The 18,502-nt window shown below is 61.0% G+C and carries 18 protein-coding genes; 8 read left to right on the forward strand and 10 right to left on the reverse strand.

Annotated elements, in window-relative coordinates; translation table 11 throughout:
- Nucleotides 1-14: 14 nt before the first annotated feature.
- Together PspS34_RS22420 and PspS34_RS22425 are read right to left on the reverse strand one after the other, a co-directional pair.
- Nucleotides 15-1,463: an aldehyde dehydrogenase family protein gene (locus tag PspS34_RS22420; RefSeq protein ID WP_154860447.1), complete on the reverse strand. Its 1,449-nt coding sequence runs from the start codon at nucleotides 1,461-1,463 to the stop codon at nucleotides 15-17.
- On the reverse strand, nucleotides 1,460-3,097 hold the full coding sequence (locus PspS34_RS22425) for a 5-guanidino-2-oxopentanoate decarboxylase (protein WP_154860448.1): 1,638 nt from the start codon (nucleotides 3,095-3,097) through the stop codon (nucleotides 1,460-1,462). Before PspS34_RS22425 ends, PspS34_RS22420 begins: the two co-directional genes overlap by 4 nt.
- A gap of 159 nt (nucleotides 3,098-3,256) precedes the next feature.
- On the opposite strand from PspS34_RS22425, the gene PspS34_RS22430 reads away from it, so the two are divergent.
- Nucleotides 3,257-4,138, forward strand: a complete 882-nt coding sequence (locus tag PspS34_RS22430; protein WP_154860449.1) for a LysR substrate-binding domain-containing protein — start codon at nucleotides 3,257-3,259, stop codon at nucleotides 4,136-4,138.
- 141 nt (nucleotides 4,139-4,279) lie between these two features.
- Here PspS34_RS22430 and PspS34_RS22435 read toward each other — a convergent pair whose 3' ends face one another.
- Nucleotides 4,280-4,894: an NAD(P)-dependent oxidoreductase gene (locus PspS34_RS22435; protein ID WP_154860450.1), complete on the reverse strand. Its 615-nt coding sequence runs from the start codon at nucleotides 4,892-4,894 to the stop codon at nucleotides 4,280-4,282.
- A 220-nt stretch (nucleotides 4,895-5,114) separates the two neighbouring features.
- A complete protein-coding gene (locus PspS34_RS22440; protein WP_150813336.1) occupies nucleotides 5,115-5,990 on the reverse strand; it encodes an MBL fold metallo-hydrolase in 876 nt (291 codons plus the stop codon).
- A 223-nt stretch (nucleotides 5,991-6,213) separates the two neighbouring features.
- Between PspS34_RS22440 and PspS34_RS22445 the strand changes: the two genes are divergently transcribed.
- Together PspS34_RS22445 and PspS34_RS28345 are read left to right on the forward strand one after the other, a co-directional pair.
- On the forward strand, nucleotides 6,214-7,119 hold the full coding sequence (locus PspS34_RS22445; RefSeq protein ID WP_202982163.1) for a LysR family transcriptional regulator: 906 nt from the start codon (nucleotides 6,214-6,216) through the stop codon (nucleotides 7,117-7,119).
- Between the two features lie 140 nt (nucleotides 7,120-7,259).
- Nucleotides 7,260-7,436 (forward strand): hypothetical protein, encoded by a 177-nt coding sequence (locus PspS34_RS28345; protein ID WP_007978514.1) that lies wholly within the window; start codon nucleotides 7,260-7,262, stop codon nucleotides 7,434-7,436.
- Between the two features lie 9 nt (nucleotides 7,437-7,445).
- Here the strand turns inward: PspS34_RS28345 and PspS34_RS22450 are convergent, their stop codons facing one another.
- Nucleotides 7,446-8,342 (reverse strand): helix-turn-helix domain-containing protein, encoded by an 897-nt coding sequence (locus PspS34_RS22450; RefSeq protein WP_150813337.1) that lies wholly within the window; start codon nucleotides 8,340-8,342, stop codon nucleotides 7,446-7,448.
- A gap of 181 nt (nucleotides 8,343-8,523) precedes the next feature.
- Here PspS34_RS22450 and pobA point away from each other — a divergent pair, with 181 nt between their 5' ends.
- Nucleotides 8,524-9,717, forward strand: a complete 1,194-nt coding sequence (gene pobA / locus PspS34_RS22455) for a 4-hydroxybenzoate 3-monooxygenase (protein ID WP_154860451.1) — start codon at nucleotides 8,524-8,526, stop codon at nucleotides 9,715-9,717.
- A gap of 78 nt (nucleotides 9,718-9,795) precedes the next feature.
- A complete protein-coding gene (locus tag PspS34_RS22460) occupies nucleotides 9,796-11,313 on the forward strand; it encodes an MDR family MFS transporter (protein ID WP_154860452.1) in 1,518 nt (505 codons plus the stop codon).
- A 123-nt stretch (nucleotides 11,314-11,436) separates the two neighbouring features.
- Here PspS34_RS22460 and PspS34_RS22465 read toward each other — a convergent pair whose 3' ends face one another.
- The 4 genes from PspS34_RS22465 to PspS34_RS22480 all read right to left on the reverse strand — a co-directional run bounded on the left by PspS34_RS22465 (nucleotide 11,437) and on the right by PspS34_RS22480 (nucleotide 15,464).
- Nucleotides 11,437-12,285, reverse strand: coding sequence for a cache domain-containing protein (locus tag PspS34_RS22465; protein ID WP_154860453.1), 849 nt, complete (start codon nucleotides 12,283-12,285; stop codon nucleotides 11,437-11,439).
- 249 nt (nucleotides 12,286-12,534) lie between these two features.
- Nucleotides 12,535-13,407: an ATPase gene (locus PspS34_RS22470; RefSeq protein ID WP_154860454.1), complete on the reverse strand. Its 873-nt coding sequence runs from the start codon at nucleotides 13,405-13,407 to the stop codon at nucleotides 12,535-12,537.
- Between the two features lie 116 nt (nucleotides 13,408-13,523).
- On the reverse strand, nucleotides 13,524-14,516 hold the full coding sequence (locus PspS34_RS22475; protein WP_150813342.1) for an NAD(P)-dependent oxidoreductase: 993 nt from the start codon (nucleotides 14,514-14,516) through the stop codon (nucleotides 13,524-13,526).
- Between the two features lie 54 nt (nucleotides 14,517-14,570).
- The gene (locus tag PspS34_RS22480; RefSeq protein WP_057713462.1) at nucleotides 14,571-15,464 is read right to left on the reverse strand and encodes a LysR family transcriptional regulator ArgP; all 894 of its coding nucleotides are present in this window, start codon (nucleotides 15,462-15,464) and stop codon (nucleotides 14,571-14,573) included.
- Nucleotides 15,465-15,560: 96 nt separating this feature from the next.
- On the opposite strand from PspS34_RS22480, the gene PspS34_RS22485 reads away from it, so the two are divergent.
- The 3 genes from PspS34_RS22485 (at nucleotide 15,561) to PspS34_RS22495 (ending at nucleotide 17,332) form a co-directional block, all read left to right on the forward strand.
- Nucleotides 15,561-15,962, forward strand: a complete 402-nt coding sequence (locus PspS34_RS22485) for an ACT domain-containing protein (protein WP_150813343.1) — start codon at nucleotides 15,561-15,563, stop codon at nucleotides 15,960-15,962.
- A gap of 6 nt (nucleotides 15,963-15,968) precedes the next feature.
- The gene (locus PspS34_RS22490) at nucleotides 15,969-16,571 is read left to right on the forward strand and encodes a LysE/ArgO family amino acid transporter (protein WP_154860455.1); all 603 of its coding nucleotides are present in this window, start codon (nucleotides 15,969-15,971) and stop codon (nucleotides 16,569-16,571) included.
- A gap of 164 nt (nucleotides 16,572-16,735) precedes the next feature.
- The gene (locus tag PspS34_RS22495) at nucleotides 16,736-17,332 is read left to right on the forward strand and encodes a Fe-Mn family superoxide dismutase (RefSeq protein WP_008022038.1); all 597 of its coding nucleotides are present in this window, start codon (nucleotides 16,736-16,738) and stop codon (nucleotides 17,330-17,332) included.
- 193 nt (nucleotides 17,333-17,525) lie between these two features.
- Here PspS34_RS22495 and PspS34_RS22500 read toward each other — a convergent pair whose 3' ends face one another.
- A complete protein-coding gene (locus PspS34_RS22500) occupies nucleotides 17,526-17,789 on the reverse strand; it encodes a DUF6124 family protein (RefSeq protein ID WP_090457509.1) in 264 nt (87 codons plus the stop codon).
- Nucleotides 17,790-18,502: the final 713 nt, after the last annotated feature.

The raw sequence follows: 18,502 nt of genomic DNA on the forward strand, positions 1-18,502 counted from the left end.
CACAGTGCCAGGCGTCAGACGGCCCGGATCACGTGTTTGATTTCCTGGAAAGCCTGCAAGCCCCATGGCCCCAATTCGCGGCCGATGCTGCTCTGCTTGTAGCCGCCCCAGGCGGTCTGCGGGAAGATCACCTGCGGCGCGTTGATCCACACAAGCCCCGCCTGCAAAGCGTTGGCGACGCGGTCGGCGGTCTCGGCATTGCGCGTGACCACACTGGCGACCAGGCCAAACTGACTGTCGTTGGCCAGGGCAATCGCTTCGGCCTCGGAGGCGAAACGGCGCACGCAGATCACCGGGCCGAAAATCTCTTCATTCCACAACGCACTGTCGAGGGGCACTTCGGTGAACACCGTCGGCTGCAAAAAATATCCGCGCGGCAGGTCGGCCGGGCGATTGCCACCGCAAACCAGCTTGGCACCGGCACTCAAACCGCGATCGATGTGACCGAGCACGCGCTGGTATTGCGCCTGATTGACCAGCGCGCCCATTTCCACGTTCGGGTCGAACGGGTCGGCCACGCGAATGGCTTCGGCACGGGCCTTCACTCGGCTCAGGAATTCATCGGCCAGTTCATCGGCGACCAGCACGCGGCTGGTGGCAGAGCACATCTGCCCGGCGTTGAAGAAACCACCGCCACAGGCCACTTCCACCGCCAGTTCGAGATCGGCATCGGCCAGCACCAACAGCGAAGATTTGCCGCCCAGCTCCAGGCTCACGCCTTTGACGGTTTCCGCCGCCCGTTGCATGACCTGCACGCCAACGGCATTGCTGCCGGTGAACGACACCTTGGCGATGCGCGGGTCTGCCGACAGCGGAGCGCCAACGGCCAGGCCGGTGCCGCACACAAGGTTAAAGACACCCGCCGGCACACCGGCATGAGCGATGATCGCGGCCAGTTCCAGTTCCGGCAGCGGCGTCACTTCCGAAGGCTTGAGCACCACACAGCAACCGGCGGCCAGGGCTGGGGCGAGTTTCCATGCGGTGGTGACCATCGGAAAATTCCACGGCACGATCAGGCCGACCACACCGCACGGCTCGCGGCGCAGGCGAGCGCTGAAGTCGTCGGTCGGCAGCTCTACCGCGCTGTCTTGTTTGGCATCCAGGCCTTCGGCCAGACCGGCGTAATACTCGAACGTGGCGATCACGTCATCGACGTCGATCGCGGCTTCGAACTGCGGTTTGCCGTTGTTGCTCGACTGCAAGTGCATCAGTTTTTCACGGTTGGCCTGCACGCCCGTGGCGATTTTGCGCAGGATCGCACCGCGTTCGGCGCCCGTGGTTTTCGACCAGTCGGCGAACGCCTGGGTCGCTGCGTTCACGGCTTGATCAACCGCGCGTTCGTCGCCGCCATTGACGGTGGTCAACAGGGCTTCGGTCGCCGGGTTGATCACCCGCAGGTGTTCGTTGCCGGCCGACCATTGACCGTTGATGTACAGGCCATCCAGAGTCGTCGGGAAGCTCATTTCGACACCGCCTGCATCCACTGGGTCTGGTCGATTTCAATCAGGGTCGGGCCCTGGCGATCGGTAGCCACCCGCAATGCGCCGCGCAATTGCTCGACACTGCTGACCGCTTCGGCGGCGCAACCCAATGCCTTGGCCACACCGATGAAGTCCGGGGTGTAGATGTCCACGCCCACCGGCTCGATGGCGCGGTTGACCATGTATTTCTTGATCTCTTCGTAGCCCTGGTTATTCCACAGCAGCACGATCACCGGGGTGCGCGCTTCAACGGCACTGGCCAGTTCCGGCAAGGTGAACTGCAGGCCACCGTCGCCGATCAGGCACACCACCGGAGGACGCGCGCCACCTTCGATGCGGCCACCCAGCCAGGCGCCAATCGCCGCCGGCAAGGCATAGCCGAGGGTGCCGTAACCGGTGGACGAGTTGAACCAGCGACGCGGACGCTCCGGGTTGAACGTCAGGTTGCCGGTGTACACCGGCTGGGTCGAATCGCCGACGAACACCGCGTCCGGCAGTTCCTGCAGCACGGTTTCGAGGAAGCGGGTCTGGGCCAGGGTCGGTGCGTCCCAGGTTGCGGCCAGGTCTTCACGCAGACGGGCGGCACGTACTTGTCCCCAATCGTTGCGACGCTCGGCCAGGGATTTGTGCGACAGGGCACTGAGCAACGCCTGGGCGGCGTTGCGCGAGTCGGCCACCAGCGCCACGTGCGGCGGGTAGTTGCGCACGGTCTGGTCCGGGTCGATATCGACGCGCAGCAACTTGCCAGGAATTTCGAAGCCACCGGCGAAGGTCACGTCGTAGTCGGTCTCGGCCAGTTCAGTGCCGATGGCTAGTACCACGTCAGCCTCGGCGACCAGCGCTCGGGTGGCGACCAGGCTCTGGGTCGAGCCGATCAGCAGCGGATGGCCGGAGGCGAGCATGCCCTTGGCATTGATGGTGAGGGCGACCGGCGCGTCCAGCAGCTCAGCCAGCTCAGTCAGTTCGATGGCCGCGTCGATGGCACCGCCACCGGCGAGAATCAGCGGACGCTTGGCGCCGGCCAGCAGTTCGGCCATGCGCGACACGGCGCTCGGCGAAGCACCGGCGCGGTCGATATTGACCGGCAGACTGGCGAGCAAGTCGTCGGCTTCTTCAACCAGAACATCCAGCGGAATTTCGATGTGCACCGGACGCGGACGGCCAGCCTGGAACAGTGCAAAGGCGCGAGCCAGCACACCCGGCAATTCCGACGCCGACATCAGGGTGTGGGAGAACGCCGCGACGCCGGCACACAGTGCGCCCTGGTTCGGCAGTTCGTGCAGCTTGCCGCGACCACCGCCCAACTGGCTGCGCGATTGCACGCTGGAGATCACCAGCATCGGGATCGAATCGGCGTAGGCCTGGCCCATGGCGGTGGTGATGTTGGTCATGCCAGGGCCGGTGATGATGAAGCACACACCCGGTTTGCCGCTGGTACGGGCGTAGCCGTCGGCCATGAAGCCGGCGCCCTGTTCATGGCGCGGCGTGACGTGGTTGATGCTCGAACGGGCCAGCCCGCGATACAGCTCCACGGTGTGCACCCCCGGAATGCCGAACACCTGCTCGACCCCGTAGTTTTCGAGTAACTTGACCAATACTTCGCCGCACGTCGCCATGTCTTTGCCCTTTTTGTTCGTTTGAGACGCCGGGCGTGCGCTGTGTTTATGATGGATTCGCAGGCCCGGGAATGGCCTCATTGGAACGGGCGACAGGTAGCCGCAACAATGGATAAAAAGTCATACTAGCCATGTCCTCACGTCATACCTTGGATCCCAATGAAACGACTGCCTCCCCTGCCGGCGCTGCACACTTTTCTGATTACCGCGCAGTGCTGCAATTTCACCCGGGCCGCCGAACAGCTGCACATCACCCAGGGCGCGGTGAGTCGGCAGATCGCCGGGCTGGAAGATCATCTGGGTTATGAACTGTTCATCCGCCTGGCCCGAGGCCTGGACCTGACAGCCGAGGGTCGGGAATGGCTGCCACGGGTCCAGCAGATTTTCGGCCTGATCGACGAGGCCGTTGAACAGATCGGCGAGAAGCGTGAAACCCTGCAACTCAAGGCACCGACCTGCGTCATGCGCTGGTTGCTGCCGCGTCTGCTGCAATGGCAAAAGGAACGCCCGGACGTGCCGGTGGAACTGACCACCACGGTCAAGCACGGGGTGGATTTTCATCGCGAGCAATTCGATGCGGCGGTGATGTACGGCGCACCGCCGGATGATTCATTGATGTCGCAAAAACTCTTCGACGAACAACTCACGCCGGTGTGTTCCAGACCAATGCTCGAAGGCCCCATGCCCCTGCAGACTCCGGCCGATCTGCAACAACACCTGTTGCTGCACCCGACCCGCGACGAACGGGACTGGAAAGCCTGGTTGAAAGCCGCGGATGTGCATTTGACCAATGTCGGCAAGGGCCAGCACTTCGAAACACTGGACCTGGCGATGTCGATGGCGTCCCAGGGAACGGGGGTGGCCATTGGCGACTGGTCGCTGATCGGCGATGACCTGAACGCCGGGCGGCTGGTCATGCCATTCGATTTGAAAGTGACAACGGGACTGGCGTATTACCTGGTGTTCCCGGAAAAGCCCGGGCCTTCGCCGAAGTTGCGTGAATTGATGGGGTGGTTGGTGGAGCAGGCGCAATCGCGGTAAAACCGCAAAATCCTGGTGCACCACCCTGTGGGAGCGAGCTTGCTCGCGATGAACCTGAGAACGCCGCGGGGTATCAGGTCCCCCAGCGTTATCGTTGGCGATCATCGCGAGCGAGCTCGCTCCTACAGGAGATCAGTGAACTCAATAACCGACGGTAAACCGCTGCCGCGAATGCTTCGGGGCTTCCACTTCATCGAGCATCGCGATCGCATAATCGGCGAACGTGATCCAGCTGCGCCCTTCGCTGCTCACCAGCAAATCATCCTGGCCGATGCGGAATTTCCCGGTGCGCTCGCCCTCGACAAATTCGGCCGATGGCGACAGGAAGGTCCAGTCCAGATCCCGCTCTTCACGCAGGTTTGCGAGGAATTCGGCACCGGCGCTGGCCTCTGCCTTGTAAGCCTCAGGGAAACCTTCGCTATCGATCACTCGAACGCCATCGGGCAATAGCAGCGAACCCGCCCCGCCCACTACCAGCAAACGTTTAACCCCGGCTTTTTTCACCGGGCCAACGACTGCGCTGGCAGGCAGGGTCGCGAAATGTGCGGCGCTGATGACTACGTCATGGCCCGCAATTGCAGCTTGCAACGCAGGGGCATCAAGGGCATCGACGGCCTTGCTGACCACACCTTCACGCGCGTCTATTTTCGATGTGTCGCGGGCAATGGCGGTAACGCTGTGACCGCGCCGCAGGGCCTCTTCCAGCAGTTGGCTACCGGCACGACCGGTGGCACCGATGATTGCGATTTTGCTCATGACGTTCTCCAGTTGGCTTGAAAGTATCGGTATCAAATTGCGCTGACCTTTGTGTCGAGGGGGCTTGCCCCCGTTCGGCTGCGTAGCAGTCGTAAACCTGTACTTAGGGTGTGACTGTTGGATTGCAGGGGAGCGCTTCGCACTCCAACGGGGGCAAGCCCCCCTCGCCACAGGTAATCAATTTCATCTCAAAACTTGCTTCAGCTTCATGTACTTCCGGTTACCACTTCATCTCGCCCTTGGCGACCTTGGCACTCAGCTCCAGGGAGCTTTCATCGCCCAGGGTCGGGAAGCGTTTTTTCATCGCGGCGATCAGCGCGGCAGCATCCCTGGCCTTGGCGGTTTCTTCGTCGAAGGCCTTGATGTAGGCGGCGGTGAACTGCACGGCCGTCAGTGAACGATCGCTCTCGCCAAGGTAATGACCCGGCACCACGGTCTGCGGTTTCAGGGTTTCAATGGCATGCAGCGTAGTCAGCCAATCGGCATGGGACTGCGGAGTTTGCGTGTCAGCCATCCAGACGTGGATGTTTTGCGCCACCACGACACCACCAACCACGGCCTTGATCGATGGAATCCACACAAAGCTGCGATCCGGCTGCGGGCCCTCAAGACCCACCACCTGCAACTTCTGCCCTTCGAGGATCAGGCTGTCACCCTTGAGCACGTCCGGCACGATGGTTTTTACAGGCACGTCGGCCCCCATTTTCGGGCCCCAGAATGCCAGTTTGCCGTCGACGGTGTGCTTGATGTGGTCGACGGTCGGCTGCGAGGCGAGGACCTTGGCCTTGGGGAATGCGGCCGTCAGGGTATCGAGGCCGAAGTAGTAGTCCGGGTCACCGTGGCTGATGTAGATGGTGGTCAACTGCTTGCCGCTGGCGCGGATTTTTTCCACTACCTGTTCGGCCTGGGATTTGCCGAATTGCGCATCCACCAGGATCGCTTCTTTCTCGCCACTGACCAGCACCGAGGTCACCGGGAAGATGGCTTTTTCGCCGGGGTTGTAGACATCCAGCGTCAGGGTCGAGGCGCTGGCGTGGGCGGCAAAACCGAAGGTGGTGGCCAGCAAGACTCGCTTAAGTGAGGTGAAACCGATCATCTGTTGCTCCGTGATCCCGATGCCATGTTTGGCGATGCCTTTTGTAGGAGCGAGCCTGCTCGCGATGGACTTGAAGGCGCCGCGTATAACCGGTATCCCGCGTTATCGTTAACGACCATCGCGAGCAAGCTCGCTCCTACACAGAGGAACAGAGCTTAGTTGCCTGACTCGGTACAAAAAATGCGATGCTTGAACATAGTTTGTTTCTGAAAGCGGGCAAATCATGGATCGTCTTCAAGCAATGCGTGTGTTCGTCACGGTGGTCGACCTCGGCAGCCAGTCGGCCGCCGCCGATCATCTGGAGTTGTCACGGCCGGTGGTGTCGCGGTATCTGGCGGAACTGGAAGACTGGGTCGGCGCGCGCCTGATGCATCGCACCACACGCAAGTTGAGCCTCACCGCCGCCGGCACCGAGATCCTGCCCCGCTGTCGGCAGATGCTCGATTTATCCACCGACATGCAAGCTGCCGTCAGCGAACCGGATGACGCACCTCGCGGCCTGCTGCGAATCAGCGTAAGCACCTCCTTCGGCCAGGCGCAATTGGCCGACGCCATGGCCGCCTATGTCCGACGCTACCCCGGCGTCAGCATCGACATGCAGATGCTCGACCGCACCGTGAACCTGGTGGATGAGCGCATCGACCTGGCGATCCGTACCAGCAACGACCTGGACCCGAACCTGATCGCCCGCCGCCTGACGGTTTGCCGCTCGGTGATCTGCGCGTCCCCCGCTTACTTGCGCGAGCACCCGGCGCCGCAACGGGTCGAGGACTTGAGCCTGCACAATTGCCTGACCCACTCCTACTTCGGCAAAAGCCTGTGGCATTTCGAACAGGACGGCGAGCAGGTTTCAGTACCGGTGCAAGGCAACATCAGCGCCAACGAGGCCAGCACACTGCTGCGCGCAACGATAGCCGACGCCGGGGTGGCGATGCTGCCCACCTACCAGGCCGGCGTGCACATCCACAGCGGCGAGTTGATTCGCCTGCTGCCGACGGCCGAACCCCGGCAAATGAACGTGTATGCGGTGTATGCCTCGCGCAAGCACATGCCGGCGGCGTTGCGCAGCTTGCTGGATTTTCTGGTGGTGAGGTTTCCGCAAGAACCGGAATGGGATATCGGGTTGTAAATGGAAGCCCTGTGGGAGCGAGCAAGCTCGCTCCCACAGGGGTGATCAGTGTTCTGAATACCGCGTTATTGCTGGTAACTCACCGGCGCTGACCTATGCTCAAAGTAATACCGAAAGGTATTCGTTCAGAGGTCAACGCCATGAACATCAGAACAAGAAGATACCTCGCGATTTTCATCACCTGTGCGGTCACGCTCGGGCTTTATGGCGCTGCGGCCTGGCGCGTCGAGCAACTGCGCAACCTGCCCCGTGAAGCCGCGAGCTGCAACTTCGAGCGCTGCATCCCCCACAACGCCACCCTCAACGCCCTCCGGTAACGAAGGGGGTCAGGCTTCGTTGTCCTGATCGGCCTTCAAGCGGTCGCGAAACGCTTTGGGCGAAATCCCCACACGACGCCGGAACAGGCGCGTGAAGTTGGTCGGATCGGAAAAACCCAACACGTCGGACATTTCATAAATGGTCATGCTGGTGTAGGTCAGCAAACGCTTGGCCTCCAGCAATTGCCGTTCGTGCACGATCTGCAACGCCGGTTGCCCCGCCAGCTCACGGCAGGTGCCGTTGAGGTGGGACACGGAAATTCCCAGCCGGTGTGCCAGATCCTCGACCTTGACGTGCTGGCGATACGTCTCTTCCACCAGTTGAATAAAGCCGTTGAGATATTCCCGGGCCCGCTGCGGTCGCGCCATGGCGGTGCGACGCTGGATCACCTGGCGGCTGATCCACACCACAATCACGCTGACCAGCGAATGCATGAGCATTTCCCGCGCCGGTTGATGGCTGGTGTATTCGTTCTGCAAGGCGCTGAACAGGCTGTTGAGGTACTCGGCGTCCTTGCCTGCCGGGTAGCTTTCGGACTGGGCCAGGGCATTGACCGATTGCCCCAACTGCATCTGCAGGTGGGCGATCAGCGGCGCGGCCAGGGTTACGACAAACCCTTCCACGTCCTCGGAAAAACGAAAGCCGTGCACCGACAGCGGTGGCAGGATCTGGATTGCCGGCTCCACCAGTTGCGTTCGCTTGCCTTCGATTTCAAGCTCGGCCTGACCTTTGAATACGAAGAGCAACTGGCACAAGTCAGCGTGGCGGTGAGGTTTGATTTCCCAATGATGTTCGCGACTGCGTTTGGAAATGGTTTCACAGTGCAGCAAGTCCGGGGTCGGCCAATCCAGGCTTTCACCGTAGAGCTTGAACACCGGAATCGAAGGCAGGTCAGGCTTGTTCATCACTTCAATCCAGGCCTCAGGGTTGATCTCGGGCGATAATCGCACCGATTGGCAGAATGTACAGCTATCGGCTCAGTTTTCACCTTCAATTGACAGACTCGCAAGGGAAAAATGCAAGCACTCGATCCATAAAAATCATTCACCGGCCCAGGTCGTGTGGAGCTTGCGAGTCATAAGAACAATGAAAACACTGAAAACCCAAGTTGCCATTATCGGTGCTGGCCCCTCAGGCTTGCTGCTCGGCCAATTGCTGCACAACGCCGGCATCGACAACATCGTTCTCGAACGTCAAACCCCCGATTATGTACTCGGTCGAATCCGCGCCGGCGTGCTTGAACAAGGCATGGTAGAGCTGTTGCGTCAGGCCGGCGTGAGTCAGCGCATGGACGCCGAGGGACTGGTCCATGGTGGCTTCGAACTGGCCCTCGACGGGCGTCGGGTGCACATCGATCTGCAAGCGTTGACCGGCGGCAAGACGGTGATGATCTACGGCCAGACCGAGGTCACCCGTGACCTGATGGCCGCTCGTCGGGAGGTGGGCGCGCAGACGATTTACCAGGCCAGCAACGTCGTTCCCCACGGCATGAAAACCGATGAAGCGTTTGTCACTTTTGAGAAGGACGGCGAGCCGTATCGACTCGATTGCGACTACATCGCCGGTTGCGACGGCTTCCACGGTGTGGCGCGACAATCGATTCCCGCCGACAGCCTGAAAGTCTTCGAACGGAACTATCCCTTCGGCTGGCTCGGGATCCTGGCCGACACGCCGCCGGTCCATGAAGAACTGGTCTACGCCCGCCATGAGCGCGGTTTCGCCTTGTGCAGCATGCGCTCGCCGACGCGCACCCGTTATTACCTGCAAGTGCCCGCAGAGGAAAATGTCGAGGATTGGTCCGATCAACGCTTCTGGGACGAGCTCAAAAACCGCCTGCCGGTCGATCTTGCGCAAAAACTGGTGACCGGCCCGTCCATCGAGAAAAGCATCGCGCCGCTGCGCAGCTTCGTCGTCGAACCCATGCAGTACGGGCGGATGTTCCTCGTCGGTGATGCCGCGCACATTGTCCCGCCCACCGGGGCCAAGGGCCTGAACCTGGCGGCCAGTGACGTCAGCACGCTGTTCAACATCCTGGTCAAGGTTTACCGCGACGATCGCCTTGATCTGCTGGAGAAATACTCGGAAATCTGCCTGCGCCGGGTATGGAAAGCCGAGCGTTTTTCCTGGTGGATGACCTCGATGCTGCACCGCTTTGATGATCACGATGCCTTTAGCCAGCGCATTGCCGAGTCGGAACTGGACTATTTTGTCGATTCGCAGGCGGGTCGCAAAACCATTGCAGAAAACTACGTCGGGCTTCCTTATGAGGCTATCGAATAGCTTCCTATCGACTTACACTGGCGAGCATCCCCGCTCGCCTTGCCTCTTGCGGGTCAATCACTGCCCGCAGGTTTTCCCGTGACCAATCTCCACCAGCCTGAAACGCCCAAACCGGCCATTCGCAGCGTGCTGATCGCCCTGATGCTGGCGATCTTTCTCGGTGCGTTGGACCAGACCATCGTCGCCGTTTCGATGCCGGCCATTTCTGCGCAATTCAAGGACGTCAGCCTGCTGGCCTGGGTGATTTCCGGCTACATGGTGGCCATGACCGTGGCGGTGCCGATCTACGGCAAACTGGGCGACTTGTACGGGCGGCGCAAGCTGATGCTGTTCGGCATGGGCCTGTTCACCCTGGCGTCGCTGTTCTGCGGCATGGCACAGAGCATGGAACAACTGGTACTGGCGCGAATCTTCCAGGGCATCGGGGCCGGCGGGATGATTTCGGTGAGCCAGGCGATCATCGGTGACATCGTGCCGCCACGGGAGCGCGGCCGGTATCAGGGCTATTTCAGCAGCATGTATGCCGTGGCCAGCGTGGCCGGCCCGGTACTCGGCGGTTACATGACCGAATACCTGTCTTGGCGCTGGGTGTTCCTGATCAACCTGCCACTGGGCCTGGGCGCCTGGCTGGTCGCCTATCACACGCTGGTGGGCCTGCCGATTCCGCAACGCAAACCGATCATCGACTACCTGGGCACCGTGCTGATGATCATCGGGCTGACAGCATTGTTGCTGGGCATCACCCAGGTCGGCCAGGGCCATTCGTGGCGCAGTGCCGAGGTGCTGGCGCTGCTCGCTTGTGCGGTGCTGGTGCTGGGGCTGTTCGTCGTCCACGAGCGACGGGCGCGAGAACCGTTGTTGCCCATGCATCTGTTCGCCAACCGCAATGCGATCCTGTGCTGGTGCACGATTTTCTTCACCAGTTTCCAAGCCATCTCGCTGATTGTGTTGATGCCGCTGCGCTTTCAGAGCGTCACCGGCGCCGGTGCCGACAGCGCCGCCCTGCACCTGCTGCCACTGGCCATGGGTTTGCCGATTGGCGCGTATTTCGCAGGCCGCCGCACCTCGGTCACCGGGCGCTACAAACCGATGATCCTTACCGGTGCGGCGCTGATGCCTGTCTCGATTATCGGCATGGCGTTCAGCCCGCCGCAGGCGTTCGTCGTGAGCAGTCTATTCATGCTGCTCTGCGGGATATCCTCGGGCATGCAGTTCCCGACGTCATTGGTCGGCACGCAGAACTCGGTGGACCAGCAGGACATCGGTGTAGCCACCAGCACCACCAACCTGTTCCGTTCGCTGGGTGGTGCCGTGGGTGTGGCGTTGATGTCGGCGCTGCTGTTGGCGTTGTTGCAGGATTCGAGTTTCGCGCACCTGGCCGGTTCGTCTCTGATTGCCGAAGGCAGCTCGGGGAATGTATTGCTGGATGGTTTGAATGCCGCGCCGGGTGACGCGCAGAACACCCTGCGCGCCGAATTGTCACTGACATTCCGGCATTTGCTGACGGTCAGCGCGGCCGTTTCATTGCTTGGGCTGGCGGCGGCGATTGCCATGCCGAACATGTTGTTGCGCGGGCGCGAGGACAAGGTTCGATAGATAGACCGGGTCGCCTGTATTCGCGAGCAAGCCCGCTCCCACAGTTGACCGAGTTCTTCATGAGCACGCGGTCAACTGTGGGAGCGGGCTTGCTCGCGAAGGCGGTCTAACAGCCACTACGATTCAAGGGCTGTAATACCCGACCGCCACCAAAAAATGCCCGACCTTCTTCAGGTAGGCATGCTTGTTCTCGACCTTGCCCGTCACCGGGTTTTTCCAGCGGTATTCGTATTCGCCGTAATCCTGCTGGGCCATCAACGCCAGAATCGGCTCGCCCACCGGTTTGCCTTCCGGGTCCACGATCTTGCTGAAGTCGGTATTGATCAGCCGCAGGTTGGTGCCGTGGGCCACGTAACGCTGGGTATCCAGGTCGACGACAAACACATACAGATCATCCTGCAGGTAGCCGCCCTTGAGGGAATTGATCGCCGTCAGGGTGCCCTTTTCGTCCTTGGCCAGATCGGTTGCCGCTTTGTTCAGCAAGGCCATGGCCTGTTCGGCGGAGGCCCGTGGCAGGTAATAACCGACCGCCAGAATCCGCTGTCCAACGCGCTGGTAGTAGACATGCTTGCGCTCGACCTTGCCGTCATTCCAGTTCTGCCAGCGATATTCCGCCTGCTGAATGCCATTGCCCTCCGGCACCTTCAGGGCGTCCTTGAAAGCTTTCTGCAGATCCGGTCCAAGCACTTGCGACACGTCCCGGCCAATCAGCGCCGACGACGGCCCGCCACTGGCGAGCATCACGCCCTTGGTGTCGAGCACAAAGACATAACGGTCCTTGTCGACAAATTCACCCTGTCGACTGAACGCCGCCAGCGCCTTGTCGCCATTCTGGTGGTAGTAGGCCAGGGCTTTTTCCAGCAGGGCAATGGCCGCCTTGCTGTCGTCCTTTTCCGTCCCGGCGGCTTGCGCCTGGCCCAGGCACAACAAAAACATGCCGCACAGCAAGGCGAACCTATGCAGAAACCCCATTGCGCATTCCTCGTTCCTGATGGTGTTTCAAGAGCGTAGACGGCAATGGGATATGTACGAATATTCGCCAGAACAGGGTCATAGGCTTTTGTGGCGAGGGGTCTTACCCCCGTTCGGCTGCGTAGCAGTCGTAAATCAGGCACCGCGGTTGATCTGGTGAACCGCGGCGAATGGATTTGGGGCGGCTTCGCCACCCAACGGGGGCAAGCCCCCTCGCCACAACAAGCCCCCTCGCCACAAGTGTTCGGATTACTGCCGGGCGCGCAGTTGCTGCTGAAGGTTCTGGATCTGCGCCTGAAGGGTATTGATGTTGCGGGTGACCTGGCTGCGGAACGCATCGAACTCGGCGGTATTGGTCGAGCCCGGCGTGACCGCTGGACGGTTGTCCTGCTCGCTCTTGAGCACGATCATGTCTTGCTCGAGACGCTCGATAGCAGCGCTTGGGTTGCCTTGTTTCTTCAGCGCGGTGATATCGGCGCCCAGGCTCTTCAGTTGTGCATCGAGTTTTTCAGCGTCCGACGGGGCACTTTTCAGGGTGGCCAATTCAGCACTCAAGGCTTTGACCTGGGCCTGCAACTGCGTATTGGCCGTCTGATGTTCGGTGTTCTGGGCATTCAATTGCGCCAGGCGCTTATCCAGTTCGGTGGTTTGCGCGGTCATTTGTGCCAGTCGCTTGTCCAGGTCCGAGGCCTGGCCGGCAACACCTTGCTGCTGGGCGTTCTGGTCCTGGAGCTTGCTTTCCAGCTGGCGGATTTGCAGCTTCAAGGCCTCGCTGTCGGTGTTGACACTGGTCTGGCTGGCAACAACCTTTCCGGAAATATCCTGCAGGCGCCCTGCCGCTTCCTCACTGATTCGCGCGAAGCTTTCCTGGGTCGCCACCAGTTGCTGTTCCATCAGGGAGATCTGCTGAAAGCTCCACCAAGCCAGGCCCGCGAACGCAAAGAACAACGCCCCGACCAACGCCCACAAGGCACCGGTACTCGCCGCCTTGACCTTCACCACCGGCGTCGTGCGCGAATGCACGACCGTGCGGGCGGTGGGCGCAAAGTCGTCATCGAGAACGTCTGCACGCAGGCTCGGTACATCATCGAAGTCGTCGTTGGCATCGTTTCGCATGGACATTGAATCAACCTTAGTGAATCACATAATGGCTTTATGCCGCGCAGTATAAACCCCACAGCCGCAACCATTGACCCCCAAGCCCGAATCCGGTTCAGTCGGGGGTCGTTGTTCGAGCGTCAGCGAACAGCCTGGGCCTTCCACCAGCCACAGAATTCATCGAGCGCCGTCCAGAGGCTGACCTTGGGATCGTAATCCAGATAATGCCGCGCGCGGCTGATGTCCAGGGTGAAATTTTTGTTCATGACCTGCATGCCCAGACGCGACAGCGTCGGTTCGGGACGCCCCGGCCACAACTTGCACACGCCCTCGTTGAGCGCCGCCACGCTGTAGGCCAGGCCGTAGGAACGGTAGCGGGTGACCTGTGGGACTTCCATGTTGCGCATGACGTAATTGACCACGTCCCACAGGGGAATCGGCGTGCCGTTGCTGATGTTGTAAGCCTTGCCCAGCGCAGAACCGCTGGCCAGCAAACTGCTGAGCAACGCCTCGTTGAGGTTTTGCACGCTGGTGAAATCAACTTTGTTCAGACCGTTGCCGATGATCGCCAGGCGCCCCTTGCGCTGCATGTTCAACAGGCGCGGGAAGATGCTCATGTCGCCGGCCCCGGTGACGAAACGCGGGCGCAGGGCCAGGGTTTCGAGACCGAACTCCTGGGCACCGAAGACTTTTTGCTCGGCCAGGTACTTGGTGGCGGCGTAAGGGTGTTTGAAGCGCTTGGGCACCTGTTCTTCGGTCAGGCCCAGATGATCGCGACCATCGAAGTAGATCGACGGCGACGACAAATGCACCAGCCGCCGAACCCGTTGCTTCAAGCAGGCTTCGACCACGTTCTCGGTGACCTGGACGTTGCCCTGATGGAAGTCCTGATAACGTCCCCATAAACCAACAGCACCGGCGCAATGCACCACGGCCTCGACGTCCGAGCACAGCTCGCGCGCCAGTTCCGGGTCGCTCAAGTCACCCTGGATGAACTCGGCTCCCCGGCGTACCAGATGCTCCACGCTCTCGGCCCGGCGACCGTTGACCCGCACGTCCAGGCCCTGCTCCAGGGCAAAACGCGCAAAGCGCCCGCCAATGAAGCCGCTTGCGCCGGTAACCAGAATCTTCATGAATTGCTCCGAATATTTCGTTTTGCGTATTACGTGAGGTCTTGACGCTGCGCGTCAGTCCAAGGGCACCAGCCATTGCTTCGATGCGCTGACCAATTGATCGGTGAGCAGCCCCAGCAGCTGGCCGCCATTACGCCAATGATGCCAGTACAGCGGCACATCGATCGGCTTATCTGGCAGCAGCTCCTGCAATACACCCCTTTGCAGTTGCTCGCGCACCTGCAGTTCCGGAACCAGCCCCCAGCCCAGACCGGCTTCCGCCAAGCGGATAAAACCTTCGGAGGACGGGCACAAATGGTGTTCGAATCCACCCTCGACGCCGAGGGACGCAAGGTAGCGATGCTGCAGGAAATCGTCCGGGCCAAATACCAGCGCCGGGGTTCGGGCCAACTGATCGGCGCGTACGCCCTGCGGAAAATGCCGGGCAATAAAGGCGGGGCTGGCCAGCGCACGGTAGCGCATGGCCCCCAGCAACACGCTGCGCGCACCCGCCACCGGCCGCTCGCTGGCGCAGACACAAGCCGCCACTTCACCGGCGCGCATGCGCTTGAGGCCGACGGTCTGGTCTTCGACCACCAGATCCATCAGCAGATGCTGTTCGGCGCAAAACGCCCCCACGGCCTGCGCCCACCAAGTGGCCAGGCTGTCGGCGTTCAGGGCGATCCGCAGGCGTTCCGGCAGGCCCTCTTCATCCAGCGCCGGCACCAGGCTTTGCAAATCCCGTTCAAGCAATCGCACCTGCTGCACGTGGTTGAGCAGCCGTCGACCGATTTCCGTCGGCGTTGGCGGCGTGGCCCGCACCAGCACCGGCTGACCAACCCGCGCTTCCAGCAGCTTGATGCGCTGGGAAATCGCCGATTGCGACAAGCCCAGCACCTGAGCCGCCCGTTCAAAACCGGCCTGTTCGACCACGGCGGCCAAGGCAGAAAGCAATTTATAGTCGAACATCAGTTTTCCTAATGAGCGATCAGCAAGATTGGTTTTTCTTATACAACCTTCACAAGGACAATGACCAGCAAGAACTCTTGAACAAGGATCACCCACATGGCTGGCGAAACTTCATTGGCAACGCTGCTGCGCAGCATGAGCCCGCAACTCAACGCAGGCGAATACGTGTTCTGCACCCTGCGCGACGGTAAATTGCCTACGGATCTGGAGATTGTCGGCAGCTTCCGCGAACAGGAAGGCCTGACCGTGATTCTCGAACGTTCCCACGCCGAAACAGCCGGATTCAGCTTCGACTACATCGCCGCCTGGATCACCTTGAACGTACATTCGGCCCTCGAAGCCGTCGGCCTGACCGCCGCGTTCGCCACGGCATTGGGCAAGGCCGGAATCAGCTGCAACGTGATTGCCGGCTACTACCACGACCATTTGTTCGTCGGCCAGGCCGACGCCGACCGCGCCCTGCAAGTGCTGCGGGACCTGGCAGCCAACGCGGAGTAAGAAATCATGTGGCAAAGTTATGTGAACGGGCTGCTCGTGGCCTTCGGCCTGATCATGGCGATCGGCACCCAGAATGCGTTTGTCCTGGCGCAAAGCCTGCGGCGTGAACATCACCTGCCGGTGGCGGCACTCTGCGTGACCTGCGATGCCCTGTTGGTAGCCGCCGGGGTATTCGGCCTGGCGACGGTGCTGGCGCAGAACCCGACGCTGTTGGCCATCGCACGCTGGGGCGGCGCAGCGTTCCTGTTGTGGTACGGCAGCCAGGCGCTGCGCCGGGCCTTCTCGAAGCAGAGCCTTGAGCAGGGCGAAGGCCAGACCGTACGCTCGCTGCGGGCGGTGATGCTCAGCGCGCTGGCGGTGACCTTGCTCAACCCGCACGTCTATCTGGACACCGTTTTGCTGATCGGCTCCCTGGGCGCCCAACAAACCGAGCCCGGCGCTTATGTCGTAGGCGCGGCCAGTGCCTCGCTGCTGTGGTTCTTCACCCTGGCCCTCGGTGCGGCATGGCTGGCGCCGTGGCTCGCCCGGCCCGGCACCTGGCGAATTCTCGATCTGATGGTGGCGGTGATGATGTTTGCCGTAGCGTTCCAGTTGATCGCGGCCATCTGATTCGCACAACCTCTATTCCACACAGTTGTTGCGTGGTTATGCCGCCCCCCCGGTGCTATGATCCGACTCCCTGCGCCGCAAAGAGTACAAACTCCCCGGCGCTTGTCTGGCCGCCCGTGATCGGCCTTGCGCTCACCGCAACTGACCTGACTAGGAGAATCATCATGGCTTTCGAATTGCCGCCGCTGCCTTACGCACACGATGCCCTGCAGCCGCACATCTCCAAGGAAACCCTGGAGTTTCACCACGACAAGCACCACAACACCTACGTCGTGAACCTGAACAACCTGGTGCCAGGCACCGAGTTCGAAGGCAAGACCCTGGAAGAAATCGTCAAGACTTCCTCGGGCGGTATCTTCAACAACGCCGCTCAGGTCTGGAACCACACTTTCTACTGGAACTGCCTGGCGCCAAACGCTGGCGGTCAACCAACCGGCGCACTGGCTGAAGCCATCAACGCGGCCTTCGGTTCGTTCGACAAGTTCAAGGAAGAGTTCAGCAAGACTTCCATCGGCACCTTCGGTTCCGGTTGGGGCTGGCTGGTGAAGAAGGCTGACGGTTCCCTGGCCCTGGCCAGCACCATCGGCGCCGGCAACCCGCTGACCAACGGCGACACCCCGCTGCTGACCTGCGACGTCTGGGAACACGCTTACTACATCGACTACCGCAACCTGCGTCCGAAGTACGTCGAAGCGTTCTGGAACCTGGTCAACTGGAAATTCGTGGCTGAGCAGTTCGAAGGCAAAACCTTCACCGCTTAAGCTCGATGCCAGACAAAAACCCGGCTTTGTGCCGGGTTTTTTTATGGAAAGAATATGAGCAAAGGGACGGTGGTGATTGTCCCGCCGTCTTCGCGAGCAAGTCGGATCGCCGCACCGCCGCTCCCACAGGTCACCACCGAGCCAGTGGGAGCGGGCTTGCTCGCGAAGAACGATAACGCGGTTAGCCTGCCAACTACTGCGGATCGAGGTTATCCAGCGCGCGATTCACCGCCAGCTCCGCCAACATGACAATCTGCGAAATGGCCAGCGCCGTGTTGCGCTGGGGGCCAGCCAGGCAGGTGGCGAAATCACTCGCCATGACATTGGCTGAAGCCAGTGATTCACAAGCGTGGGCAAGCAGGCTTTCAGTGTCCATGTCGGGGACGATCATGAACATGGTGCGAGGGCTGTAGGGTTTGGTGGTGTTGCAGGGGGGATCGGGGATTAATTTGTCCATAAAACCATTCCTCTAGCGCTGGGGCCACCACTTGCCGTTTCTCACGCGGTGAAGAGGTGGCAGCTATGTGCGAGGTGAGAAACCGGTATGGACACCCGGGCCAGACCTAAGTCTGCCCGCACACAGCCGCCATGACGCATTTACAGACAGCGGATTAGCTGGCGGCGATTATGCGTGCACAGGCTCTGGATGACCATAAGTAGCCGGGTTCTCACACCCGATCGCTGAGTTTCAGCGACAGCCAAAGGTTATTCAGCCCGCTTCCGACGGACAACCTGAAAACTGCGTGGGAAACTTCTGGCGCTTTCCTACACCGCGCTAACGCCCAAAACGTAACGCGGACCGTCCCTGGCAGCACTCCCACGCGGGCGTGTGGAAACGATATGTTGGGGCGTGGCTGAAAATGCAATGTCGACTGTCCCGCCGTCTTCGCGAGCAAGCCCGCTCCCACAGTTAGGCCGGGGGGCATCCGAGAGAAAATGGTCGGCTGACAGGCTGCCATCGCGGGCAAGCCCGCTCCCACAGGGACTGGGTACATCCGCGAAATACCTTTCGGCTGTCAGGCCGCCTTCGCGAGCAAGCCCGCTCCCACAGAAGAGCCGAGCAAAGGCAGATCGGCATACACCCACGCTTCTCACCACTCAACAGGCCGAGCGTTAGCTCGCCTGCAGCTCTTGATCTTGATCCACCCGCCCCCTCGGCAGGCTGAGTGG

It is taken from the genome of Pseudomonas sp. S34 (assembly GCF_009866745.1).
In the GTDB taxonomy this organism is placed as follows: Bacteria; Pseudomonadota; Gammaproteobacteria; order Pseudomonadales; family Pseudomonadaceae; genus Aquipseudomonas; species Aquipseudomonas jessenii.